Source organism: Sphingomonas bacterium, assembly GCF_903644135.1.
Classification (GTDB): domain Bacteria; phylum Pseudomonadota; class Alphaproteobacteria; order Sphingomonadales; family Sphingomonadaceae; genus Sphingomonas.
Genome location: NZ_CAHJXA010000007.1, coordinates 1 through 24,774, shown reverse-complemented (window position 1 = coordinate 24,774; position 24,774 = coordinate 1). Strand labels below are relative to the sequence as shown.

The following is a 24,774-nucleotide window of genomic DNA, read 5'->3' as shown; positions in this document are numbered from 1 at the left end:
TGCCGGCAGGCGCGTCGGCCGAGCGGGGCCGGGGCTGCTCGCCAGGACCGGGGCCGGTGCCTTCCAGCGCCTTGGCGGTCATGTCGGCATTGCCCTGGGTGACAGCAGGCTGCGGCGCGGCGGCCTGGGAGGGGGCCGAACCCCTTGCATCCACGACGGTCGCGATCATCGCGCCGACCTGCACCGTGTCGCCCACCTTGACCGCGTGTTCGCCCATGACGCCTGCGACGGGCGAGGGCACCTCGACCGAGACCTTGTCGGTCTCCAGGCTGGCAATCGGCTCGTCCGCGGCGATACGATCGCCCGGCTGCTTGAGCCACTCGCCAAGCGTCGCCTCCGTGATCGATTCGCCAAGCGTTGGGACTAGGACTTCGGTTGCCATCATCACTTCCTGTTGCGTCCTCGCAGCCGCGAGGACCCGATCACTTGCTCTTGGTACGCCTGATCTCGCCGCGGACGCTCTGCCCCAGCGCGTCGGCCACCAGGGCCGACTGCTCAAGCTGGTGCCGCTTCATCAGCCCGGTGGCGGGTGAGGCGGCGGCGGCACGCCCGGCGTAGCGCGCCCGCGCCACCTTGCCGCCCGCATCGGCCAACGCGCCCTCGATGAACGGCTCGACGAACGACCAATAACCCTGGTTCTTCGGCTCTTCCTGCGCCCAGACGATCGTCTCCAGCGCAGGCATCCGCTTGACGCGAGCGGTCAGCGCATCGCTCGGGAATGGATAGATCTGCTCGACCCGGACGATCTGGGTGGCCGTATCGCCGGCAGCATCGCGCGCCTCGATCAGGTCATAGGCGACCTTGCCGGTGCACAGCACCAGCCGCGTCGTGGTCTCGTCCGGCGCGCCGTTGATATCCGACAGCAGCCGCCGAAAATGCGTGTCGCCCAGGAAGTCGGCCGTCCTGCTGACCGCCAGCTTGTGACGGAGCAGCGACTTGGGGGTCATCACCACCAGCGGCTTGCGGAAGCTCCGGTGCATCTGCCGGCGCAGCAGGTGGAAGTAATTCGCCGGCGTGGTGCAGTTCGCGACCTGCATATTGTCCTGCGCGCACAATTGCAGGAAGCGCTCGGGCCGTGCCGAGCTGTGCTCCGGACCCTGACCCTCATAACCATGCGGCAGCAGCATGACGAGGCCGTTGGCGCGCAGCCACTTCGACTCGCCGCTGGCGATGAACTGGTCGATCATGATCTGAGCGCCGTTGGCAAAATCGCCGAACTGCGCCTCCCACAGCACCAGCGTCTTGGGGTCGGCGAGCGCATAGCCGTACTCGAAGCCGAGCACGCCATATTCGCTCAAGGGGCTGTCGAGCACCTCGAAGCGGCCATGCTCGCTGGTCGCGAGCGGCACATATTTATGCTCGTCGGTCTGGTCCACCCACACCGCATGACGCTGCGAGAAGGTGCCGCGCCCCGAGTCCTGCCCCGACAGCCGGACGCCATAGCCTTCCGCCAGCAACGCCCCGAACGCCAGCGCCTCGCCGGTCGCCCAGTCGAAGCCTTCGCCCGCCGAGAACATCTGCCGCTTGGCGTCGAGCACCCGGCCCAGCGTCTTGTGCAGCGACAGATGATCGGGAACGACCGTCAGCGTGCGGCCAAGCGCGTCGAACAGCTTGGGCGTGATCCCGGTCAGGGCAGCACGGCGCGCACCCTCACCATCGGACGGAGCCGACAGGCCCGACCAGCGGCCGGCGAACCAGTCGGCCTTGTTCGGCTTGTAGCTGCTGCCCGCCTCGAACTCGCCTTCCAGCAAGGTCGTGTATTGATGGACGTTCTCGTCGACCCAGCCGCCGTCGATCACGCCTTCCGCCACCAGCCGCTTTGCATAGATGTCGCTGACCGGCGAGTGCCCCTTGATCTGGGCGTACATCAGCGGCTGGGTGAAGCTCGGCTCATCGCCCTCGTTGTGGCCGAAGCGGCGATAGCACCACATGTCGATGACGATGTCGCGGTGGAACTTCTGGCGGAACTCCATCGCCATCTTGGTGGCAAAGGTTACCGCTTCGGGATCGTCGCCGTTGACGTGGAAGATGGGGGCCTGAACGCCCTTGGCGACATCGGATGGATAGGGCGAGGAGCGCGCGAACTGCGGGCTGGTGGTGAAGCCGATCTGGTTGTTGATGATGAAATGGACGCAGCCGCCAGTGTTGTAGCCGCGAATGCCGGAGAAGCCGAGGCACTCCCAGACGATGCCCTGACCGGCAAATGCCGCGTCGCCGTGGATCAGGACGGGCAGGCTGCGACTGTGATCGGAAAGGTCGCCGGCAATAGTCTGGATCGCACGGATCTTGCCCAGCACGACGGGATCGGCCGCCTCCAGATGCGAGGGGTTGGCGACCAGCGACATATGGACGTGATGGCCGTCGAAGTCGCGATCGGTCGAGGTGCCGAGATGGTATTTGACGTCGCCCGAGCCGCCGACATCCTCGGGATTGGCCGAACCGCCCGAGAACTCATGGAAGATCACGCGCAGCGGCTTGTGCATGACGTTGGCGAGGACGTTGAGCCGACCGCGATGCGCCATGCCGATGACGATCTCGCCGACGCTCATCTGGCCGCCATATTTAATGACGCTTTCCAGCGCCGGGATCATGCTCTCGCCGCCGTCGAGACCGAAGCGCTTGGTGCCGACATATTTGCGGCCGAGGAACTTCTCCCACTGCTCGGCCTCAATCACCTTGTTGAGGATCGCCTTCTTGCCTTGCGGGGTGAACTCGATCGCCTTGTCCTGGCCCTCCATCCGCTCCTGCAGGAACACGCGCTCCTCGACATCGACGATGTGCATGAACTCAAGGCCGACATTGCCGCAGTAATTCTTGCGCAGCGTGTCGACGAGCTGGCGGATCGTCGCCCATTCATACCCCATCGTGCCGCCGAGATAGACCGGACGGTCGATGTCGGCATCGCAGAAGCCGTGATAGTCGGTCTTGAGATCGGCCGGCATCTCGCGCTTGGACAGGCGGAGTGGATCGAGATTAGCGGCCATGTGACCGCGCACGCGATAGGTGCGCACCAGGATCTGCGCGCGGATCGCGTCGCCGGCGGCCTTTATAATGGCGTCCTGCGACGGCGCGACGGCGGGGGCGGCAGGCTTGGCGCTCCTGGCCGGCTTGGCGGCCGGCTCCATCTGCGTCGGGTCGAGGGCGGCTGTCAGGTCGTCGGTGGTGGATGGCGGCCAGGCGGGATTGCTCCAGCTCGGCGCGGACGTTCCCTCCAGCCCTTCGAACATCGCGCGCCAGCCCGGCTCGACGCTGTCGGGCGAGGTCTGGTAGCGCGCATAGAGCGCCTCGATGAACGCGGGGCTGACACCCGATGCGATGTCGCCGAAATCCTGGCCTTCATAGCCCATTCGTCTTCTCCTTCGTCACCCTGGGCTTGACCCGGGGTCCAGAGCCACGAGCGCCACGCTCGTCGCTCTGAATGCCGGGACGAGCCCGGCATGACGGTTGGGGTTTAGCCGTTCAACACGCTCACCAACGTCGATCCCAGCTCGCTCGGCGACGCCGCTACCTTGATCCCGGCCGCTTCCATCGCCGCGATCTTGTCCTCCGCGCCGCCTTGGCCGCCCGACACGATCGCGCCGGCATGGCCCATGCGCCGCCCTGGCGGCGCGGTGCGGCCGGCGATGAAGCCCGCCATCGGCTTCTTGCGGCCCTTCTTGGCCTCGTCGCGGAGGAACTGCGCAGCTTCCTCCTCGGCCGAGCCGCCGATCTCGCCGATCATGATGATTGACTGGGTCGCCTCGTCGGCAAGGAACAGCTCCAGCACATCGATGAAGTTGGTGCCGTTGACCGGATCGCCGCCGATGCCGACCGCGGTGGTCTGGCCAAGCCCGGCGTTGCTGGTCTGGAACACCGCCTCATAGGTCAGCGTGCCCGAGCGCGAGACGACGCCGACCGAACCCTTCTTGAAGATGCTGCCAGGCATGATGCCGATCTTGCACTCCTCCGGCGTCAGCACGCCAGGACAGTTGGGGCCGATCAGCCGCGACTTGCTGCCCGACAGCGCACGCTTGACCTTGACCATGTCGAGCACCGGAATGCCCTCGGTGATCGTCACGATCAGCGGCACCTGCGCATCGATCGCCTCCAGGATCGAGTCGGCGGCGAAGGGCGGCGGCACGTAGATGACCGAGGCGGTCGCGCCGGTCTTCGCCACCGCCTCGACGACGGTGTCGTAGACGGGCAAGCCGAGATGCTCGCTGCCGCCCTTGCCGGGGGTGACGCCGCCGACCATCTGCGTCCCATAGGCAAGCGCCGCCTGGGTGTGGAAGCTGCCGGTCTCGCCGGTCATGCCCTGGGTAATGACCTTGGTGTTCCGGTCGACGAGAATGCTCACGCGTCAGTTCCCCTGTTGAACATGGGCGTGCTTGCCCTTCGGATTGGCGACGACGAGCTGGACGAACATCTTGCCAGCCTCGCCGCCGATCTGGACGATCATGAATTCGCCATTGGGCAGATCGACCCTGGGCTTGGCACCGTCGATCGCGACGCTGGCTTGCCTGCCTAGATCGGCGAGGAAGACACCCTTGTCGAACGTCACATCACCCCGCGCCTGGACGACGCAGCCGCCATCGATGCCGGTCTTCACCGTCAGCAGCACGCCGTCCTTGCGCGCGACCCGCCGGGCTACCCCGTCGGCCGACGTGTCGGGATCGTTGCCGACCACGGAGGGCCAGCCCGCCAGCCGAGCGTCCTGCCCGGCCGGATCGACCGTCGCACCGATACATGCCCTGGCACCAGCGAGGATAGCCACTTCGGTCGCCGGCGGCAGTTCGTCGTCGCGACGGACCGTCGACGATTGCGCCACCGCCAGCATTGCGGCTGCGGCGGCGATCACGCCAGCGACCCGTCGATCGCCTTGCACGCCTCCAGCAGTTCCTTCACCGCATCGACAGATACCTGCAGGTTCGCCTTAGCCTCATCATCGAGCGCGATCTCGACGATCTCCTCGACACCGCCGGCACCGATGATCACCGGCACGCCCACGTAGAGCCCGTCGAGCCCATACTGGCCATCGACATAGGCCGCGGAGGGCAGCAGCCGCTTCTGGTCGTACAGATACGCCTCCGCCATCGCGATGCCGCTTGTCGCCGGCGCGTAATAGGCGCTGCCGGTCTTGAGCAGCGCGACGATCTCGCCGCCGCCACCGCGGGTGCGCTTGACGATCGCGTCGATCCGCTCCTGCGTCGTCCGCCCCATCTTGATGAGGTCGGGGACCGGGATGCCAGCGACGGTCGAATATTGCACCACCGGCACCATCGTGTCGCCATGGCCACCGAGCACGAAGGTCGAGACATCCTCCACCGAGACGTCGAACTCCTGCGACAGGAAATAGCGGAAGCGGGCGCTGTCGAGCACGCCCGCCATGCCAACCACCTTGTGCGTCGGCAGCCCGGAGAACTCGCGCAGCGCCCACACCATTGCGTCGAGCGGGTTGGTGATGCAGATCACGAAGGCGTCGGGCGCGTTCGCCTTGATGCCCTCGCCGACCGCCTTCATCACCTTGAGATTGATGCCGAGCAGGTCGTCGCGGCTCATGCCCGGCTTGCGGGCAACGCCGGCGGTGACGATGATGACGTCCGCGCCGGCGATATCGGCATAGTCGTTCGAGCCGGTGATCGTCGCGTCGAAGCCTTCGACCGGCGCGCACTGGCTGAGGTCGAGCGCCTTGCCCTGCGGCACGCCCTCGGCAACGTCGAACAGCACGATGTCGCCCAGAGCCTTGAGCGCCGCCAGGTGCGCGAGCGTTCCGCCGATGTTACCGGCACCGATCAGCGCGATCTTCTTGCGGGCCATTCGCTTCCTCTCATCCCGTGGCGGCGTGATGGGACAGCCGCATAGGCGCATCGACGCCGCGGCACAACCGGTAATGGAGAAGCGTTAAGATCGTTACTGCAAATGGTTCGCACGCGCAATAGCGCCATGGCCCTGCGCAAGATATTCGTCGGAGCGCATCTCCTCCAGGCGGCTGACGGTGCGCTGAAACTCGAACACGCCGTCGCCGGCAGGGTAGAGCAGGTCCGGCTCGGCATCGGCAGCGGCGAGCAGCTTGATTTTGTGCTCGTACAACGCGTCGATCAGCGCCACGAAACGCGCCGCCTCGTTGCGGCTGTCCGGCCCGAGCACCGGCACGCCGACGAGGATGACGGTGTGATAGCGGCGAGCGATCGCGAGATAGTCGGCCGCGCCGCGCGCCTCGCCGCACAGCCGCTTGAAGCTGAACACCGCGACCCCCTTCAAGGTTCGCGGCACATGCAGCGTCCGGCCCTGCACCGTCAGCTCCTCGCTGGGGACGTGCGCGGCGTCCTCGACCGGGTAGTCGGTCAGCCGGAAGAACGCCGCCGACAGCTGCGCGGTCGCTGCCGGACCGTTAGGCACCAGCCAGGTGTCTTGCGCGCCGAGCCGGTCGCGGCGGTAATCGACCGGGCCGTTGAGCGCGAGCACGTCCAGCCGCGCCTCGATCAGCGCAATGAACGGCAGGAAATGCTCGCGGTTGAGGCCGTTGCGATACAGATCGCCCGGCGCGCGGTTGGAGGTCGTTACCACCGTCACCCCCGCCGCAATCAGCGCGGAGAACAGCCGCGACAGGATCATCGCGTCGGGCGAGTTAGTCACCATCATCTCGTCAAAGGCGAGCAGCCGGACCTCGCCCGCGATGGCGGCGGCCACGGGCGGGATTGGGTCGCCCAGTTCCTTGCGTCGCTCGATCGCGAGGCGGCCGTGAACCTCGATCATGAACTCGGCGAAGTGGACGCGGCGCTTGGCGGCGATCGCGACATGCGCGAACAGCAGGTCCATCAGCATCGACTTGCCGCGTCCGACATCGCCCCAAAGATAGACGCCGCGGGCGGGCAGCGATCGACGGCGCAGGAGGCCGGTGCGGCGGGGATGCTCCACCTCGCGTGCCAGGTCGTCGAGACGGGTTGCGGCGACGGCCTGTTCGGGGTCGGCCCGCAGCTCGCCAGCGGCGATTAGTGCATGATAGGCGGCAAGGACGGTCACTCTCACCCTCCCGGCGCTTCGCGCCTCCTTCCCTCTCCCGATGGGAGAGGGGGGGCCCCGCTCGGCGCGGCCGAGTGGGAGGGTGAGGGTGACAAACTCACGTCTTCGTCGGGATCAGACGATTCGTTCCGCTTCCATCTTCTTGATCTCGGCGATTGCCTTGGCGGGGTTCAGCCCCTTGGGACAGGCATTGGCGCAGTTCATGATCGTGTGGCAGCGATAGAGGCGGAACGGGTCCTCCAGCTGGTCGAGCCGATCGCCGGTCATCTCGTCGCGGCTGTCGGCGAGCCAGCGATAGGCCTGGAGCAGGATCGCCGGGCCGAGGAACTTGTCGCTATTCCACCAGTAGCTCGGACAGCTGGTCGAGCAGCAGGCGCAGAGGATGCACTCGTACAACCCGTCGAGCTTGCCGCGATCCTCCGGCGACTGCAGACGCTCCTTACCGCTGGGCGGCGGCGTGACGGTCTGCAGCCATGGCTTGATCGAGCTATATTGCGCGTAGAAGTGGGTGAAGTCCGGCACCAGGTCCTTGATGACGTCCATGTGCGGCAGGGGGGTGATCCGCACCTCGCCCTTCACGTCTTCGATCGCGGTGGTGCAGGCGAGGCCGTTGCGCCCGTCGATGTTCATCGAGCACGATCCGCAGATGCCCTCCCGGCACGAACGACGGAAGGTGAGGGTCGAGTCCTGCTCGGCCTTCATCTTGATCAGCGCGTCGAGCACCATGGGGCCGCAGGTGTCTAGGTCCACCTCGAAATTGTCGTAGCGCGGGTTCTCGCCGGTATCGGGGTCGTAGCGATAGACCTTGAAGTTCTTGGTCCGTTTCGCGCCTTCCGCCTTATGGGTCTTGCCCTTCTTGACGACGCTGTTCTTGGGCAGGCTGAATTCGGCCACGCGCGCGCTCCTTGTGCTGCATCGCAGCTATGCCCTCCGGCACCGATGCGCAAGCCTAAGCCGTTCAGATGACGTCGAGGACCAGCCCCAGGTCGCGCGCCTCCTCCGCCTCGATATACCAGTTGCTGGTGGCCTTCTCGCGCAGTTCGTCGAGGCTGACCTTGGAGCCGGCGACGATGTCGCGGAAACCTTCTTCCTGGATCATGATCGAGTGCTCGATCTCATGCAGCTTCGCCTTCAGCGTGCCCGCCAGCGTCGATAGCGGTCCGGCGAGCTGCACCGTCGAGGTCATCAGCCGCTCGTGCAGCATCAGGCGGGTGCCGCGCGTCAGGAAGCGGCTGTTGCCCGGGAAGGCGCTCATGAAGGTCGCACCGGCGGAATAGACCGCGACCTTGCCGAGGAACAGCGTCTCGCGGCCGGTATAGTCGCGCAACAGGCGGATGTCGTCGCCCATCGCCCGGCCCATCTCGGGATCGCCGCCCAGCGTAGTGATCGACACGATCAGCGGACCCTCGGTGGGAGCACCGGCGAGCTGCGTCTTGAAGCGGGCGTACATCATGTCGTCGACGGTGCCGTGCAGCTGGATGTGTGGCCGCGCGAGCAGCGGATAGTTGACGGCATTGTTGGCGGCGGTGTCGGGCATGAGTTCGGCCTTGTCGGGAGAGTGCTTGGAGACGAGAAGACGCCTGCCATGATCGTTCCGCGCCCGAACCATCCTTGAACGTCGAGGTTCCGTCGATATTCCGGCGCATGTTGACCCAGGTACAGGAACCTGCGGGCCAGCTATGCTGTTGCCCCCATCATAACAGAAGGTGACGCGATGACGATCAAGCTCAAGCCGCTCAAGGATCAGGTGATCGTCATTACCGGGGCCAGTTCCGGCATCGGCCTCGTCACCGCACGCACGGCGGCGGCGCGGGGTGCGAAGGTGATGCTGATCGCGCGCAGCGAGGCAGAGCTGGGTGATATCGTTCGCGACATCAACAATGGCGGCGGCCATGCCGACTATGCCGTCGCCGATGTCGGCAATGCCGATACGCTCGCCGCCGCGGCGCGGGCGACGGTGGCGCGGTTCGGGCGGGTCGACACCTGGGTCAACGATGCCGGCGTCGCGATCTACGCGCACCTGATCGACACGCCGGAGGACGAGCATCAGCGGATGTTCCAGACCAACTATTTCGGCGTCGTCCATGGCTGCCTGGCGGCGGTGCCGGTGCTACGCCGCGACGGCGGTGCGCTGATCACCGTCGGCTCGATCGCGTCCGACATTCCCAGCCCGATCATGGGGGCCTATGCGGCGTCGAAACATGCGGTGAAGGCCTATGTCGAGGGGCTGCGCATCGAGCTGCACGAGCAGGCTCCCGCTATCTCGGTCACGCTGATCAAGCCATCGGGCATCGATACGCCGATCGCGCAGCACGCCGCCAACCACGAGGGCGGCGAGGCGCAGATCCCGCCGCCCGCCTATGACCCGCAGCTGGTCGCCGACGCCATCCTCGACTGCGCCGAGCATCCCCGGCGCGAGATCACCGTCGGCGGCGCAGGACGGGCGCAGGTACTGTTCGCCCAGCATTTCCCGGCGATCTTCGAGCGGCTCGCGCCCAAGAAGGTTGGGGCGTTGAGCGACATGTCCAAGCAACAACCACGCCCCAGCAACCTGTTCGAGGGCGTGCGCGCCGGCGAGGAGCGATCGGGCGAGCAGCATCCGCTGACCACCAGCGTCTATACCTCGGCGGCGAAGAACCCCGGCGTGGTCGCGGCGATCGGGCTGGGCGGCCTGGCCCTGGCGGCGGGAGCGTTGGCGGCGGTGCGGCGGCGGCGCTCCTGAGCGTCAGCGCGTCCGCGACTGGGGATCGTGAACCAGCGCGCGCAGCCGTTCCAGCTCCTCCACCGTGTCGACGTCGATCAGCTCGGCAGGCGCGGTGACGACATGGCGGCCGCCCTTGACCAGGTCGCGCGCGCCGGTGCCGCCATCAAGGGCGAGCAGGCAATCGAACTGGCCCGCGCCGAACAGGGCCGGCGGCTTGGGATCGCAGCCGTCGCTCGATGCGACGATCGTGTCAGCACCCTGGCTCGCGTCGAACACGCGATAGAGATGGGCGGCCGTGACGCGCGGCATGTCGGCCAGCGCGATCAGCACCGACTTCGCGCCCAGCTCAACCGCGCGCGTCACCCCCAGCTTGACCGAACTCGACATGCCGAGGTCGCGATCGGGGTTGTGGATGACGGTGAAGCCGTGATGATCATAATGAAGGTCGAGCCCGTCGATCACCGCCAGCCGCTCCTGAAACGGCATGTCCTCCAGCGCGACGGCGACATGCAGGCCGAGCGGCTTGCCCAGGAAATCCTGGTCGAGCTTGCTGCGGATATCGCCGAACCGCTCCGACTTGCCCGCCGCGAGCAGGATCAGCACGCATTCCTCAACCTTGAGCATCGGCGTCACCCTTCAGCACGGAACGCGCCCACCATCGCCGCCGCGATCGACAGCGCGATCTCGCTCGGGCCGATCGCGCCGATGTCGATGCCGACCGGCGCATCGATCCGGTCGAGGTCGTGCGCCTGAACGCCGCCGCCGGCAAGTCGCTCCCGCCGCGCGGCATGGCTGCGGCGGCTGCCGAGCGCGCCGACATAGCCGGCATCGGTCTTCAGCGCCTCGATCAGCGCCGGGTCGTCGATCTTGGTGTCGTGGCTCAGCGTCACCACCGCGGTCGAGCGATCAGGTCGCAAGGCGGCGATCGCCTCGTCGGGCCAGCGGTCGTCCAGCACCGTGCCCGGAAAGCGCTCCTCCGTCAGGAAGCGCGCGCGCGGATCGATCACCACCGTCTCGATGCCCAGTGTCCGGGCAAGGCCGGCCAGCGACTGCGCGATCTGCACCGCGCCGACGATCAGCAGCCGGCGCGGCGGATCATAGCGGTTGACGAACGTCTCCCCAGTCTCCAGCGGGCGCAGGTCGCTATGGCCGCTGGCGAGGTCGGTGGAGACGGTCAGCGTCCGGCCGTGATCGCGCGCCTCGGCGATGCGGTCGAACAGCTCGGGGTCGAACCCCTCCGCCGAGACCGGCTGCACCATCACCGCGATCTCACCACCGCAGGGCAGGCCGACTTCCCAGGCGGCGGCGTCGGCCACGCCGTAGCGCTTGACCTGGAACGGAGCGCCCTCGATCACCTGCGCCGCGGTCTCCATGATGTCGCTCTCGACGCAGCCGCCCGAGACCGATCCCTCGAAGCGGCCATCGGCGTGGACCAGCATGTGGCTGCCGCGTGGCCGCGGTGCCGAGCCCCAGGTCGATACCACCGTCGCCAGTGCCAGCGGCTCGCCCTTCCAGTTGCGCGCGGCGGCGATGACGGTGTCGTTTTCGGCCATTGCTGACAATCTCTCGCGGAACGGCACCAACCGGATGCCGATGCCCGCACGCATCTAGGGACTGTGCGGACCAGCGTCGAGGACCGGCAATGTAACGCGATGGTAAGCCGCCGCCGCTACCAGGACCCCGGCCGCGTAACGGCTTGGCTTTGGCTAGTTCTTCGCCGATCATCGCCATAGGTGGCATACGCGATTTGCGAGGAAATGTGATGCGCGGCATGGTGATGATGGTGCTGGCACTCCCGCTGGGCGGTTGCGTCGCCAGTACGGTGTGGAACGCGGCGACCTTGCCGGTCAAGGCCGCGGCGGTGCCGGTCAGGGTCGGCGGCAAGGTCGTCGACTGGACCACCACGAGCCAGGCGGAGGCGGACCGCAACTATGGCCGCAAGATGCGCAAGGACGAGGAGCGAGAGGGTCGCGAGCGGCGTGACTGGACGAAGCGCTGCAAGAAAACTCGCGGCGATCCGTCCTGCCAAAGCTATGACGGCTTCCGCGCCGGCCAGCAGCAGTAGCGCCGCCCGTCCGCGGTGATCGCCGCGAGCCTCGTTGTCGGCTACGGGCGTCTCACATGCATCGATCTACCTTCTTCGCAGCGGCGCTGCTCGTGCCCGGCTGTGCCCTCGCGCAGGAACGGCCGGCCGATCCGCCGGCTGGGCTCGACATCGTCGTCCTCGGCACCGGCCTGGCGCTGCCGCCGGGGACGCCGGCCTATGGCTCGGCGATCATCGACCGCTCGCGATTGACCGGCGATGCCTCGGGCCGGGTCGAGGACGTGCTCGCCGACGTCGCCGGCGTGCAGCAGTTCCGCCGCTCCGACAGCCGCTCGGCCAATCCGTCGGCACAGGGGCTGACGGTGCGCTCGCTCGGCGGCAACGCCACCAGCCGCTCGCTGGTGCTGCTCGACGGCGTGCCGATCGCCGACCCGTTCTTCGGCTACATCCCCTTCAACGCGCTGTCGCCCGAGCGGCTCGGCGCGGTCCGCGTCACTCGCGGCGGCGGCTCGGGCGCGTTCGGGGCGGCCGCGGTGGCGGGAACGGTCGAGCTGGTCAGCGCCGGCCGGGCGCAACTGCCGCCGGTCGCTGGCGAGGCGGCCTATGGCAGCTTCGCCAGCGTCCAGAGCGCGGTCAGCGTCTCGCCCGACATCGGCGCGGGCTACGCGACGGTGTTCGGCCGCTTCGAACGCTCCGACGGGTTTCAGACCACCCCCGCCGACCAGCGCGTCGCCGCCACCGCGCCGGCACGCTATCGCGACTGGTCGACATGGTTTCGCGCGGTTGCGCCGATCGACGCCGACACCGAAGTGCAGGCGGCGGGGCTGGTGTTCGATGATCACCGTACGCTGCGTTTCGCCGGCGCGGACTCCCGCTCGCAGGGCGAGGATGCCAGCATCCGCCTGATCCGACGCCCCGGATCGGACCGGTCCTGGCAGGTCGATGCGCTCGCCTATGTGCAGGCCCGCGGTTTTGCCAACAAGGTGGTGAGCTCGACGACCTTTCGCCTCACGCTCGATCAGCGGCGCACGCCGGCGACCGGCGTCGGCGGCAAGCTGGAGCTGCGGCCGCCGGTCGGCCCCGACCACCTGCTGCGCATCGGCGTCGACACGCGCCATGCCGAGGGCGAGCTGTTCGAGGATGCCTATGCTGCCACCGGCGCGATCACCGCCCGCCGCAACGCCGGCGGCAGCAGCGCCACCAGCGGCCTGTTCGCAGAGGACGACTGGACGCTGGGCTCATTGGTCCTGACCGGCGGCGGCCGGGTCGACCGCTGGACGATCAGCGACGGCTTCTTCCGCGAGGCGAACCAGGCGGGCAGGATCACCACCAGCAACGACTATCCCGACCGCAGCGGCATCGTACCTACCGGCCGGGTCGGTGCGCTGCTTCATGCCGCCGGATCGCTGGAGGTCCGCGCCGCCGCGTACACCGGTTTTCGCGTGCCGACGCTGAACGAGCTGTACCGGCCCTATGTCGTCTTCCCGGTCACGACCCAGGCAAATGCCGGCCTGCAGCCCGAGCGGCTGAAGGGGGCCGAGGCGGGGATCGACTGGCGGCCGTTCGGTGGAGCGACGCTGTCCCTGACCGGCTTCTACAACCGCCTCGGCGATGCGATCGCCAACGTGACGATCGGCCCCAATCTGCGCCAGCGCCGCAACGTCGACGCGATCGTCGCCAAGGGTGTGGAGGCGAGCGGCGGCTGGCGGCGCGGCGCGCTGGCGGTGACGGCGTCCTACGCCTTCACCGACGCGCATGTCCGTGCACCGGGCAGCGCGCTCGACGGCCTGCAACCCGCGCAGAGCCCCCGCCACGCCGCCAGCGGCACGCTCGCGTGGGAGCCGCGCCACGGCCCGGGCCTCTCGGCGACGCTGCGCCATATCGGCCTGCAATATGAGGACGACCTGCAGACCGGACCGCTACCGCCGGTGACGACGCTCGACGCGGTGGCGACGCTGCCGCTGCGCCACGGCGTGGCGCTGGTCGCGCGCGGCGAGAACCTGACCGACGCGACGGTGGTGACGCGCAACTCTGGCGGATCGATCGATCTGGGCACGCCTCGTACGTTGTGGATCGGCGTACGGATCGGACGCTGATCATTTTTGTTGCGGGCGGATCATCCCCCCGCTACGCGCACGCCCCTGCAATGTGTCGGGGCGTGGCGCAGTCTGGTAGCGCACTGGTCTCGGGGTCCAGGGGTCGTAGGTTCGAATCCTATCGCCCCGACCATTGCAGCGCCTGAGCAAGCGGCGCTATCACCCGAGAGCATGTCGAGGATCGAGTGGATCGCCGCCGGGCTCGGTGTGCTGTGCGTCGCCCTGCTGGTGCGGCGGTCGCTGTGGAACTATCCGTTCGCGATCGCCTCTGTGGTGTTGCTCGGCTGGGTGTTCCTGGCGGCACGGCTTTATTCCGATGCGCTGCTGCAGGTCTTCTACGTGGCTATCAATCTCTATGGCTGGTCGAGTTGGAGCCGGTCGCGCGCCACCGCCGGCCGGGTGATGGTCGAGCCGATGAGCGTGCGCGCGTTGCTCGGCTGGAGCGTGGCGGGCGTGGGAGCGACGATCGGCTGGGGCGCGATCATGCGCGGCTATACCGACGCCTCCTATCCATGGTGGGACGCCGCCGTCGCCGTGCCCAGCATCGTCGCACAGCTGTTGCTCGCGCGGCGGCAGATCGAGAACTGGGCGGTGTGGATCGCGGTCGACTGCGTCGCGGTGCCGCTGTACGTCACCAAGGGGCTTTGGGCGGCGGCGGGGCTGTACGTGATCTATCTGGCGCTGTCGGTATGGGGCTGGATCGACTGGCGGCGCGCCACCCGGCCGCCTCACGCCGGACCGATGGCGGCATGACGCCCCGCTCGATCTGCCTGCACGGGCCGGAGAGCACCGGCAAGTCGACCATGGCACCGCGGCTTGCTCAGCATTTCGGCACGCGCTGCATTGCCGAGTTCGGCCGCACCTATTGCGAGGCGTTCGGCACCGACCTGACCATGGCCGACCTGGTCATGATCGCCAAGGCTCACGACGCCAAGGTCGCGACGGCGATGGCGGAGGGCGCGCAGCCGGTGATCCTCGACACCGACCCGCTGATGAGCGCGGTCTGGGCGGACATGCTGTTCGGCCGGCGTGATCGCTGGTTCGACCGTTGGCGCAGCTATGCCGACCTGTACCTGCTGTTCGACATCGATCTGCCCTGGGTAGAGGACGGCACACGCATGTTCGGCACCGAGGCGGCGCGGCTGCGCTTCTTCGACCTGTCGAAGCTGGAGCTGGAGCGGCGCGGCGTTCGCTGGGCGCTGGTGAGCGGCACGGGCGAGGTGCGCTACCTCAATGCCCTGAGCGCCATCGATCGCTTGCTGCGAAGCTGACGGCGGCAAGCGCCGGTCTTTGGCAGATCGGAGAGGGGGTGCTAGGGCCACCGCACGCTTAAGGAAGACAGCCCGATCCCGTGACCACCGCCCTCGACCACATCCGCAATTTCTCGATCATCGCCCATATCGACCATGGCAAGTCGACGCTCGCCGACCGCCTGATCCAGGCGACCGGCGGTCTGTCGGATCGCGAGATGAGCGAGCAGGTGCTCGACAACATGGACATCGAGAAGGAGCGGGGCATCACCATCAAGGCGCAGACGGTGCGCCTGGCCTATACCGCCAAGGACGGCGAGACCTATGAGCTGAACCTGATGGACACACCCGGGCATGTCGATTTCGCCTATGAGGTGTCGCGCAGCCTAGCGGCTTGCGAGGGCGCGCTGCTGGTGGTCGACGCGGCGCAGGGGGTGGAGGCGCAGACCCTCGCCAACGTCTATCAGTCGATCGAGCATGACCATGAGATCGTGCCGGTCATCAACAAGATCGACTTGCCCGCCGCCGAGCCCGAAAAGGTGCGCAAGGAGATCGAGGACGTCATCGGCCTCGATGCGTCGGAGGCGGTGCTGGCGAGCGCCAAGTCGGGGATCGGCATTGCCGACATCCTGGAGGCGATCGTCGTCAAGATCCCGCCGCCCAAGGGTGACGCCGCCGCGCCGCTGAAAGCGATGCTGGTCGACAGCTGGTACGACCCCTATCTGGGCGTCGTCATCCTCGTCCGCGTCATCGACGGCGTGATGAAGCGGGGCCAGCAGGTCAGCTTCATGCAGGCCGGGACCCAACATCTGGTCGACCGGGTCGGCTGCTTCCGCCCCAAGATCGAGCAGCTGACCGAGCTGGGACCGGGCGAGATCGGCTTCATCACCGCGCAGATCAAGGACGTCGCGCAGGCCCGCGTCGGCGATACGCTGACCGACACCAAGCGGCCGGCGACCGAGGCGCTGCCGGGGTTTAAGGAAGTGCAGCCGGTGGTGTTCTGCGGCCTGTTCCCGGTCGACGCCAACGACTTCGACAAATTGCGCGAGAGCATCAGCCGGCTGCGGCTAAACGATGCGTCTTTCAGTTTCGAGATGGAGACCAGCGCCGCGCTCGGCTTCGGCTTCCGCTGTGGGTTCCTGGGGCTGCTGCATCTGGAGATCATTCAGGAGCGGCTGACCCGCGAATACGACCTCGACCTCATCACCACCGCGCCATCGGTGGTATACGAGATCGAGCTGGCGCATGGCGGCGGCGCGCTGGCGCTGCACAATCCGGCCGACATGCCCGACCCCAGCAAGATCGAGAGCATCGCCGAGCCATGGATCCTGGCGACGATCTACGTCCCCGATGAATATCTCGGCAGCATCCTCAAGCTGTGCCAGGACCGGCGCGGCATCCAGAAGAACCTGACCTATGTCGGCGGCCGGGCGCAGGCGACCTACGAGCTGCCGCTCAACGAGGTGGTGTTCGACTTCTACGACCGCCTGAAGTCGCTGTCCAAGGGCTATGCCAGCTTCGACTACAGTCAGATCGGCTATCGCGAGGGCGACCTCGTCAAGATGGGCATCCTGGTCAACGAGGAGCCGGTCGACGCGCTGAGCATGATCGTCCACCGCGGCACCGCCGAGGTGCGCGGGCGCGGCATGGTCGAGCGGCTGAAGGAGCTGATCCCCCGCCACCTGTTCAAGATCCCGATCCAGGCGGCGATCGGCGGCAAGGTGATCGCGCGCGAAACGATCAGCGCGATGCGCAAGGACGTGACCGCGAAATGCTACGGCGGCGATGCCACGCGCAAGAAGAAGCTGCTGGAGAAGCAGAAGAAGGGCAAGGCGAAGATGCGCGAATACGGCAGCGTGAGCATCCCGCAGGAGGCGTTTATTGCGGCGCTGCGAATGGGAGATGAGGGGTAATCGCCCATTCGTCATGCCGGGCTCGTCCCGGCATCCAGAGCCGCGAACGCTACCGCCTGTGACCCTGGACCCCGGCACGAGGCCGGGGTGACGGAGCGGGTGGGACAATCTAGCGCTTGCGCGTCAACTCCCGCATCGCCTCGTCAAGCCCCGCCAGCGTTAGCGGATACATCCGGTCGGCCATGATCTGCCGCACGATCCCGGCCGACTGCGAATAGTCCCACTGCTCGCGCGGTGTCGGATTAAGCCACACCGCCGCCGGATAGGTCGTCGTGAGCCGCTGTAGCCAAACCGCGCCAGCCTCTTCGTTCATATGCTCGACCGAGCCGCCCGGGTGAATGATCTCGTACGGGCTCATCGCCGCGTCGCCGACGAACACGCACTTGTAATCGTGGCCGTATGTGTGGAGCACGTCCCAGGTCGGCGTCCGCTTGGTAAAGCGGCGGCGGTTGTCCTTCCATACACCTTCATACGGGCAGTTGTGGAAGTAGAAGAACTCCAGCTTCTTGAACTCCGCCGTCGCCGCCGAGAACAGCTCCTCGACCAGCCTGACGAACGGGTCCATCGACCCGCCGACGTCGAGGAACAGCAGCAGCTTGACCGCATTGCGCCGTTCCGGCCGCATCCTGACGTCGAGCCAGCCCTGCCGCGCGGTGCCATCGATGGTGCCGTCGATATCGAGCTCGTCCGCCGCGCCCTCGCGCGCGAAGCGGCGCAGGCGGCGCAGCGCCACCTTGATGTTGCGGGTGCCGAGCTCGCGGCTGTTGTCGAGGTTCTTGAATTCCCGCTGGTCCCACACCTTGATCGCGCGGTTGTGCTGGCCCTCGCCGCCGATGCGGACGCCCTCGGGGTTGTAGCCGCCATTGCCGAACGGGCTGGTGCCGCCGGTGCCGATCCACTTGCTGCCGCCCTGATGACGGCCCTCCTGCTCCGCGAGCCGCTGCTTGAGCGTCGCCATGATCTCTTCCCACGAGCCGAGCGCCTCGATCTTCACCTTGTCCTCGTCGGTCAGGTATCTCTCGGCGATCGCCTTCAGCCAGTCGGCGGGAATGTCGGCGCGGGTCTCGGCGAAGCTGGTGGCGACGCCGCGGAACACCTTGGCGAACACCTGGTCGAAGCGGTCGAGCAGCCCCTCGTCCTTCACATAGGTGGCGCGGGCGAGATAGTAGAACTCCTCCGGCGTCCGCCCGATCACCTCCTGCTCCAGCGCGCCGAGCAGGACGAGATGCTCCCTGAGGCTGGCCGGGATGCCGGCGCTGCGCAGCTCGTCGAGGAAGTCCAGGAACATGTCGCCTCCTCCGACCGGTTAAGCGGACCCTAACCAATCCTCGTCAATACCATCCATTACGGATCGAATGGACGGAGCACAGGCTATCATGCAGGCATCGGGGGACGCGAGTGCGATCGGCCAGGTGGCGCGTGCCTGCGGCGGCGTCGCCATCGGCGCGACCGAAGCGCAGAGCCACATGGCGCGCGTGTCGTCGACGATCCGCGAGCAACTGGCGAAGCTGGCCAGCCTGCAGACGGTCACCGGCGTGCTCACTGCCGAACAGGCTATGGCGGCCCAGTCGGTGGATCAGGCGCGGCGGGTGGCCGAGGAGAGCTCGGCCAATGTCGAGGCCGGCGCGGCGGTGATCGCGGCGTCGGTGAGCGACTTCGCGGCGCTGACCGATCTTGTGGTGCTGCTGGACGCGCATATCGCCCGGTTCGCGGCGGCGACCGAGGACGCGCGCCGGATCACCGCCGACATCGACGCGCTGGCCCGCACCACCAACGTGCTGGCGCTCAATGCCGCAATCGAGGCGGCGCGTGCCGGCGGGGCAGGAACGCCGTTCGCGGTGGTCGCCGACGAGGTCAAGCGGCTGGCGGCCAGCACCCGTGCCGCCAACGAGACGATCGGAGCGCGGCTCGCATCGCTCCAGCAGGAGGCGAGTGGCATCGCCACCGACCTTGGTGCAGGCGTCGTCCAGGCGCGCCGCGCGCAGGAGCGGTTCGGCGCAATCGACGGCGTGCTCGGCGAGGTGACGCGGCTGGCGCGGCTGGTCACGCACCAGTCGGACGAGATGACGCGCTCGACCGCGCTGGTGCAGGCCAATGTCGAGCGGGTGCGCGATGGTCTGAACGGGTTCGTCGCCGACGCCCGCACCAACGACGAGCAACTGGGCGAGGCCGAGCGCAACATCACCCATCTCGAGGTGCTGGCCAACGGTATGTTCGACCGCCTCGTCACCGGCGGCTTCGCGGTCGAGGACGGCGCGTTCGTCGCGCAGGCGATCGCCGGGCGCGACCGCGTCAAGGCGCTGGTCGAGGGCGCGATCGCTCGCGGCGAGATCAGCGAACGGGCGGTGTTCGATACCGACTACCGCCCGATCCCCGGCTCACAGCCGCCGCGTTTCGACGTCCGCTTCAACGATTTCGCCGACCGTCACATCCGCCCGATCCTCGACGAATGGTCCGCGAGCGGCGAGCGGGTCGAGGGCTGCGTCTGCTCCGACATCAACGGCTATCTGGTCACTCACGTCAGCGAACGGTCCAAGCCGCCGCGCCCCGGCGATGTCGACTGGAACGACCTTCACTGCCGCAACCGCCGCATCTTCCTCGACAGCGCGACCAGCCGCGCCATCGCCAGCGACGCGCCATTCATGATGTCGGTCTATCAGATCGCCCGCCGGTCGCAGCAGGTCATTGTCAAGAGTGTCTATGTGCCCCTGTCGTTCAACGGCCGGCGCTGGGGCAATTTCGAGCTGGCCTATCACGACGCCTGACCGGCAGCGTCACATTGCCGGGGCGGCGGCCAGGGCAGGGGCAGGGGTCGCGGTCGAGGTGGCCGCCACAACCGGCAGCTCGACGAAGCTCGCCTCGCGGGCTGAGTGGAACAGCGTGACGGTTGCCTTGCGGTAGTCGCCCGGCTTCGCGTCGAAGATGTTGGCGACGTAGCTTTGCGGGTTGCGATCGTAGAGCGGGAACCAGCTCGACTGCACCTGCACCATAATGCGGTGGCCGGGCAGGAAGACGTGATTGGCGTTGGGCAGCGCGAAGCGCACCGTCGTCGGTCGGTTCGCGACCAGCGGCTCGGCATGGCCGAACCCCTTGGCGGCGTAACGGCCGCGGAAGATGTCCATCGCGATGCCGAGCTGATAGCCGCCCATCTCCGGCTTCTCCGGGTATTCGGCGGGGTAGACGTCGATCAGCTTGACGACGAAATCGCCATCGGTGCCGGTCGTCGCCGCCACCAGATTGGCGACCGCCGCGCCCGAGATCGCGACCGGCTGGGTCAGCGCCGGCGTCTGATAGGTCAGCACGTCGGTGCGATCGGCAAAGGCGCGCTGGTCGTCGGCGAGCCACTGCCCCCAGGTCGACCCTTTGGCATAGGTAGGCCGGATCGGGCGCGGACGATAGGGAATGGGCTTGGCCGGATCGGACACGTAGCTGTCGCTCGCCGTCTCCGTCGTGCGCGCGACGGGCGGGGCGAAGCCGAGCGCGCCGGCCGGCTGCAGGTACAGCCGCTGCGCCGGTGCCGGGCATCCAGTCGCACAGGCGAGCGGCCAGTGGTCCAGCCGCTGCCACTGGTTCGCCCCGGTCTGGAAGGCGAGCACCGGCGGCAGGTTCGCCGCCGTACCACCGGTCTTGAGATTAGCGTCAAGGAACGGCAGCATGACGTAGCGGCGGAACCACGCTGCCGTGTCGCTATCAAAGCGCACCGGCCCCAGCGTCGAGCCGTCGCCCGCCCAGCCGCCATGCTTCCACGGCCCGATCACCAGATGGTTGAGGTGGCTCGGATCGTTGCGGCTGACCGCCTCATACACGGCGACCGCGCCGTACATGTCCTCCTGGTCCCACTGGCCGGCGACCCAGAGCGTCGGCACCGTCTGCGGCTGCTTCGGCAGGATCTCGTCGAGCGCCTGGGCGTGCCAGAAGGCGTCATAGGCGGGATGGTCGTGCATCCGCCGCACCCAGCCGAGCTGGCCGAGCCCATGGCTGTTGACGAAATCCGACGCCGACCCCGCGTGGAGGAAGGTGTTGTAGTCGTCGTAATCATCGCGCCACAGGTCGCCGGCCTCGCCCTTCGCCGCGTCCTGCGAATAATAATAGTCATAGCCGATCAGCCGGAATGCGCCGCCGTGGTAATCGTCGTCGTTCATCCAGGTGTTGATCACCGGGTTGGCGGGCATCGCCGCCTTCAGCGCCGGATGCGGATGGACCAGCGCCATCGCCGCCATCATACCGTCATAGCTCGTGCCGAAGATGCCGACGCGGCCGTTGGTGCCGTCGACGTTCTTCACCAGCCAGTCGATCGTGTCATAGGCGTCGGTGGAATGGTCGACGCTCGAGGCGTTGAGCGGCCCGATCAGCGGCCGCTCGTTGACGTACGCACCGCCCGAGCCATGCTTGCCGCGCACGTCCTGAAACACGAGGATATAGCCGGCACGCAGCAGCGTCGCGCCGACTGCGCCGGCCTGCATCTCGCCATGCGCGCTGGCGTTCTTGCTGCTCTCCTCCTCGGCACCATAGGGGCTTCGGTCGAGCAGGATTGGCGCGTCCTTCGCGCCCTTCATCGCCAGGATGACGGTATGCAGCTTCACTCCGTCGCGCATCGCGATCTCGACGGTACGGCGCGTGAAGTCGAAGCTGGCCTCGACCGGCGTGAACTTGGCCGGGATGTCACTGGGCAGCTGCTGAGCCTGCACGCTTGTCGCAGCGACAAGTGCCGCCATCAGAACCGCCAACCGCTTCATGCCCGTCTCCACCGATCAGGCGACGGCGATGGCACAACGCCACCCTCAGCGGCAAGCAGTCTTAACGGCTGCCGCGGCCGCCTGCACCCGGCACATAGGCGTCGATCAGCGCGCCGACATAATCGGGATTGCGGCTGGTCAGCTCGCGCGCCGGGCGACCATCGCCATAGACGAAGCCACGCACGGCATAGGTCGTGGTGCCCAGCCCGTTATTGTCGCGGAACCAGACCCGGACCTCGCTCCAGTCATTGTCGCGGCTGACGTCGAACAGCGTGACATCCTGCTCGGTGTGACCCCGCGCGCCGTTCTGCCGCGACCAGTTGGCGTGGGTCAGCATTACCACCCGGTCCTCGACGACGCGGCTGACCACCGCGACATGACCCAGCGGCAGCCGGCCGCTGCGCGCGAATACGATCACCGCGCCTTCGTGCGGGGCATGGCCGCGCCGATAGCGACCGTCCGCCTGATCCCACCAGGTCCAGGCGTCGCCATAGATCTGGATGCCAGACGCCTCGCGCGCGAACGGCACGCATTGGCCGACATAATCGAGCAGGGGGGCGGCCATCGCCGGGAGCGCGGAGCCGAAGGAGGTAGCCAACAGGGCCAAAGCCGCGAGAGGGGATCGCATGTCCGGTCAGTAGTGGCACCACCCTCACCGCCGGGTGTCGGATCATGGTTAACAAATGCTTCTAGGGCCGGTTCGCCTGCCGCTTGGCCATGAACGCCAGTCGCTCGAACAGCATCACGTCCTGTTCGTTCTTGAGCCGCGCGCCGTGGAGCGGCGGGATCGCCTTGGTCGGGTCGCGGTTCTGCAGCACCTCCAGCGGCATGTCCTCGTGGAGGAGGAGCTTGAGCCAGTCGAGCAGCTCGCTGGTCGACGGCTTCTTCTTCAATCCCGGCACATCGCGCACGTCGTAGAAGAGGTCCATCGCCCGACTGACCAGTATCTTCTGGATGCCGGGGAAGTGGACGTCGACGATCGCCTGCATCGTCGTCCGGTCGGGAAACTTGATGTAATGGAAGAAACAGCGGCGCAGGAACGCGTCGGGCAGCTCCTTCTCGTTGTTGCTGGTGATGACCACGATCGGCCGCTCGACCGCGCGAACGGTTTCGCCCGTCTCATAGACGTGGAACTCCATGCGATCGAGCTCCTGCAGCAGGTCGTTGGGGAACTCGATATCGGCCTTGTCGATCTCGTCGATCAGCAGGACAGGCGGGGAGGGGCGGGTGAACGCCTCCCACAATTTGCCACGACGGATATAGTTGGCGATGTCGTGGACGCGCGCGTCGCCCAGTTGGCCGTCGCGCAGGCGAGCGACGGCGTCATACTCGTAGAGGCCCTGCTGCGCCTTGGTGGTCGACTTGACGTTCCACTCGATCAGCTCGGCCCCGGTCGCCTTGGCGATCTCAAAGGCGAGGACGGTCTTGCCGGTGCCGGGCTCGCCCTTGACCAGCAGCGGCCGGCGGAGCTGCACCGCGGCGTTGACCGCGACCTTCAGGTCGTCGGTGGCGACATAATGCTGCGTACCGTTGAAGCGCTTCATGGCCGGTCCCGTGCAATGGCCGGGCGGCTGTGCGGCAAGCGCCGCAGCGGTGCAAGTCAGCTGCGGTCGCGCGCCTCGGCGCGGGCTTCCAGCAGGCTCCACAGCCCGCGATGCTGAGCGAGGAGCTGCTCCGCGCCGAAACCGATCGCGCGTTCGATGCCGGGTGAGGTGGCGACACTCGCGACCATTGCCGGCGTTGCGTCGGCCGGCAGGGTCATCGCAGGTGCTGCGACCGTATAGCGGGCCGCCGCGGCGTCGAGGATGCGACGGATCGCCAGCCAGTCGCCGACCAGCGCCGCGACCGCGCCGATCGCGCAGCCGCAGCGGTCGGAGCGCGCCAGCATCTCCAGCGCATGGCGCTGCGCCGTAATCGCGGCCTGACTTTCGGCATGGCCGGGGGTGGATGGCAGCGGCCCGGCGGCGGCGGCGAGCTTGGCGAGCAGGCTGCGCTCGGCCGCGAAGCCATCGGCGGCCTGGTTCAACCACTGCCTGGCGGTCGGCGTCGCGCCATGGTCGCGCGCGGCATCGGCGAGGCCCGGCTGATGGCCATGCAGGATGCACAGCGCATGGACCGCATCACCCAGATCGCGCTGCTGCGCCTGCGGCGTGGCGAGATGGCGGCACCAGGCATGGGCTGCCGCGCCATCGGCGTCGGCCAGCCTGACAAGGCCGCCCGGCATCCTCATCGCGCCGTTGCTGGCAAGCCCCTGATCCATCATGCCCCTTCGATAGCCGGCATCGGTGCCGGTGCGACTGGCTGTCGGACAGCTATCTATACCGAAGCGCGTAAAGACGCGGTTTACGCGGGGTTAGCCGGCGCTCCCGATGGAAAGGAGCGCCGGCAGAGGCTTACTGGTCGAGGAAGCTGCGCATCTTGCGGCTGCGGCTCGGGTGCTTGAGCTTCCTCAGCGCCTTCGCCTCGATCTGGCGGATGCGCTCGCGGGTGACGCTGAACTGCTGCCCGACCTCCTCCAGCGTGTGGTCGGTGTTCATGCCGATGCCGAAGCGCATGCGCAGCACGCGCTCCTCGCGCGGGGTCAGCGACGCGAGCACCCGGGTCACCGTCTCCTTGAGGTTCGCCTGAATTGCCGCGTCGACCGGGATCACCGCGTTCTTGTCCTCGATGAAATCGCCGAGGTGGCTGTCCTCCTCGTCGCCGATCGGCGTCTCGAGGCTGATCGGCTCCTTGGCGATCTTCATCACCTTGCGCACCTTCTCCAGCGGCATGGAGAGGCGCTCGGCCATCTCCTCCGGGGTTGGCTCGCGGCCCTGCTCGTGGAGGAACTGACGGCTGGTGCGGACCAGCTTGTTGATCGTCTCAATCATGTGGACCGGGATGCGGATCGTCCGCGCCTGGTCGGCGATGCTGCGGGTGATCGCCTGCCGGATCCACCACGTCGCATAGGTCGAGAACTTGTAGCCCCGGCGATACTCGAACTTGTCGACCGCCTTCATCAGGCCGATATTGCCCTCCTGGATCAGGTC

23 protein-coding genes and 1 tRNA gene are annotated in these 24,774 nt (G+C 67.4%); 8 read left to right on the top strand and 16 right to left on the bottom strand.

From position 1 onward, the window contains the following. The 8 genes from HUU96_RS01190 to HUU96_RS01155 form a co-directional block, all read right to left on the bottom strand. Window positions 1–382, bottom strand: a 382-nt coding sequence (locus HUU96_RS01190; protein WP_302480209.1) for a biotin/lipoyl-containing protein, incomplete at its 3' end; no start/stop codon positions are given. A gap of 40 nt (window positions 383–422) precedes the next feature. Further along, complete coding sequence (locus HUU96_RS01185) at window positions 423–3,347, bottom strand: 2-oxoglutarate dehydrogenase E1 component (RefSeq protein WP_174291039.1); 2,925 nt, start codon at window positions 3,345–3,347, stop codon at window positions 423–425. 104 nt (window positions 3,348–3,451) lie between these two features. Further along, window positions 3,452–4,336: a succinate--CoA ligase subunit alpha gene (gene sucD, locus HUU96_RS01180; protein ID WP_174291038.1), complete on the bottom strand. Its 885-nt coding sequence runs from the start codon at window positions 4,334–4,336 to the stop codon at window positions 3,452–3,454. A 3-nt stretch (window positions 4,337–4,339) separates the two neighbouring features. After that, complete coding sequence (locus HUU96_RS01175; protein WP_174291037.1) at window positions 4,340–4,837, bottom strand: hypothetical protein; 498 nt, start codon at window positions 4,835–4,837, stop codon at window positions 4,340–4,342. Next, complete coding sequence (gene mdh, locus HUU96_RS01170; protein WP_174291036.1) at window positions 4,834–5,796, bottom strand: malate dehydrogenase; 963 nt, start codon at window positions 5,794–5,796, stop codon at window positions 4,834–4,836. Before mdh ends, HUU96_RS01175 begins: the two co-directional genes overlap by 4 nt. Window positions 5,797–5,889: 93 nt before the next feature. Next, window positions 5,890–7,002, bottom strand: coding sequence for a cell division protein ZapE (gene zapE / locus HUU96_RS01165; protein WP_174291035.1), 1,113 nt, complete (start codon window positions 7,000–7,002; stop codon window positions 5,890–5,892). Window positions 7,003–7,116: 114 nt separating this feature from the next. Next, window positions 7,117–7,896: a succinate dehydrogenase iron-sulfur subunit gene (locus HUU96_RS01160; RefSeq protein WP_174291034.1), complete on the bottom strand. Its 780-nt coding sequence runs from the start codon at window positions 7,894–7,896 to the stop codon at window positions 7,117–7,119. 64 nt (window positions 7,897–7,960) lie between these two features. Beyond that, window positions 7,961–8,539 carry an ATP-dependent Clp protease proteolytic subunit gene (locus HUU96_RS01155; RefSeq protein ID WP_174291033.1) on the bottom strand — a complete coding sequence of 193 codons (579 nt, stop codon included), beginning with the start codon at window positions 8,537–8,539 and terminating at the stop codon, window positions 7,961–7,963. 177 nt (window positions 8,540–8,716) lie between these two features. Here HUU96_RS01155 and HUU96_RS01150 point away from each other — a divergent pair, with 177 nt between their 5' ends. Next, entirely contained in the window at window positions 8,717–9,724 is a 1,008-nt protein-coding gene (locus tag HUU96_RS01150; RefSeq protein ID WP_174291032.1) for an SDR family oxidoreductase, read from the top strand. A 3-nt stretch (window positions 9,725–9,727) separates the two neighbouring features. Here the strand turns inward: HUU96_RS01150 and HUU96_RS01145 are convergent, their stop codons facing one another. Both HUU96_RS01145 and HUU96_RS01140 read right to left on the bottom strand, forming a co-directional pair. Then, on the bottom strand, window positions 9,728–10,330 hold the full coding sequence (locus HUU96_RS01145; RefSeq protein WP_174291031.1) for a nucleotidyltransferase family protein: 603 nt from the start codon (window positions 10,328–10,330) through the stop codon (window positions 9,728–9,730). Window positions 10,331–10,335: 5 nt separating this feature from the next. Then, entirely contained in the window at window positions 10,336–11,259 is a 924-nt protein-coding gene (locus HUU96_RS01140) for an XdhC family protein (RefSeq protein WP_174291030.1), read from the bottom strand. Window positions 11,260–11,468: 209 nt separating this feature from the next. Here HUU96_RS01140 and HUU96_RS01135 point away from each other — a divergent pair, with 209 nt between their 5' ends. The 6 genes from HUU96_RS01135 to lepA all read left to right on the top strand — a co-directional run bounded on the left by HUU96_RS01135 (window position 11,469) and on the right by lepA (window position 17,009). Then, window positions 11,469–11,771: a hypothetical protein gene (locus tag HUU96_RS01135; protein WP_174291029.1), complete on the top strand. Its 303-nt coding sequence runs from the start codon at window positions 11,469–11,471 to the stop codon at window positions 11,769–11,771. A gap of 56 nt (window positions 11,772–11,827) precedes the next feature. Continuing rightward, window positions 11,828–13,846, top strand: a complete 2,019-nt coding sequence (locus HUU96_RS01130; RefSeq protein ID WP_174291028.1) for a TonB-dependent receptor — start codon at window positions 11,828–11,830, stop codon at window positions 13,844–13,846. Between the two features lie 56 nt (window positions 13,847–13,902). Next, window positions 13,903–13,979: transfer RNA gene (locus HUU96_RS01125), tRNA-Pro, on the top strand. A 38-nt stretch (window positions 13,980–14,017) separates the two neighbouring features. Then, complete coding sequence (pnuC, locus tag HUU96_RS01120; protein ID WP_174291027.1) at window positions 14,018–14,599, top strand: nicotinamide riboside transporter PnuC; 582 nt, start codon at window positions 14,018–14,020, stop codon at window positions 14,597–14,599. Then, window positions 14,596–15,117 carry an AAA family ATPase gene (locus HUU96_RS01115; protein ID WP_174291026.1) on the top strand — a complete coding sequence of 174 codons (522 nt, stop codon included), beginning with the start codon at window positions 14,596–14,598 and terminating at the stop codon, window positions 15,115–15,117. The genes pnuC and HUU96_RS01115 overlap by 4 nt, the downstream gene beginning before the upstream one ends. Before the next feature lie 80 nt (window positions 15,118–15,197). After that, window positions 15,198–17,009: a translation elongation factor 4 gene (gene lepA / locus HUU96_RS01110; RefSeq protein WP_174291025.1), complete on the top strand. Its 1,812-nt coding sequence runs from the start codon at window positions 15,198–15,200 to the stop codon at window positions 17,007–17,009. A gap of 109 nt (window positions 17,010–17,118) precedes the next feature. Here the strand turns inward: lepA and HUU96_RS01105 are convergent, their stop codons facing one another. Then, window positions 17,119–18,297 carry a vWA domain-containing protein gene (locus HUU96_RS01105; RefSeq protein WP_174291024.1) on the bottom strand — a complete coding sequence of 393 codons (1,179 nt, stop codon included), beginning with the start codon at window positions 18,295–18,297 and terminating at the stop codon, window positions 17,119–17,121. 88 nt (window positions 18,298–18,385) lie between these two features. On the opposite strand from HUU96_RS01105, the gene HUU96_RS01100 reads away from it, so the two are divergent. Then, a complete protein-coding gene (locus HUU96_RS01100; RefSeq protein ID WP_174291023.1) occupies window positions 18,386–19,774 on the top strand; it encodes a methyl-accepting chemotaxis protein in 1,389 nt (462 codons plus the stop codon). Window positions 19,775–19,783: 9 nt separating this feature from the next. Here HUU96_RS01100 and HUU96_RS01095 read toward each other — a convergent pair whose 3' ends face one another. From HUU96_RS01095 to HUU96_RS01075, 5 genes are all read right to left on the bottom strand, one after another. Further along, window positions 19,784–21,745 carry a CocE/NonD family hydrolase gene (locus HUU96_RS01095; RefSeq protein WP_174291022.1) on the bottom strand — a complete coding sequence of 654 codons (1,962 nt, stop codon included), beginning with the start codon at window positions 21,743–21,745 and terminating at the stop codon, window positions 19,784–19,786. Window positions 21,746–21,806: 61 nt separating this feature from the next. Beyond that, entirely contained in the window at window positions 21,807–22,310 is a 504-nt protein-coding gene (locus HUU96_RS01090) for a CHAP domain-containing protein (protein WP_254604839.1), read from the bottom strand. A 124-nt stretch (window positions 22,311–22,434) separates the two neighbouring features. Then, window positions 22,435–23,289, bottom strand: a complete 855-nt coding sequence (locus HUU96_RS01085) for an AAA family ATPase (protein WP_174291020.1) — start codon at window positions 23,287–23,289, stop codon at window positions 22,435–22,437. A gap of 56 nt (window positions 23,290–23,345) precedes the next feature. Then, window positions 23,346–24,008: a DUF6975 family protein gene (locus HUU96_RS01080; RefSeq protein WP_254604837.1), complete on the bottom strand. Its 663-nt coding sequence runs from the start codon at window positions 24,006–24,008 to the stop codon at window positions 23,346–23,348. 130 nt (window positions 24,009–24,138) lie between these two features. Next, the coding region (locus HUU96_RS01075) for a sigma-70 family RNA polymerase sigma factor (RefSeq protein WP_174291019.1) at window positions 24,139–24,774 on the bottom strand (636 nt) is incomplete at its 5' end.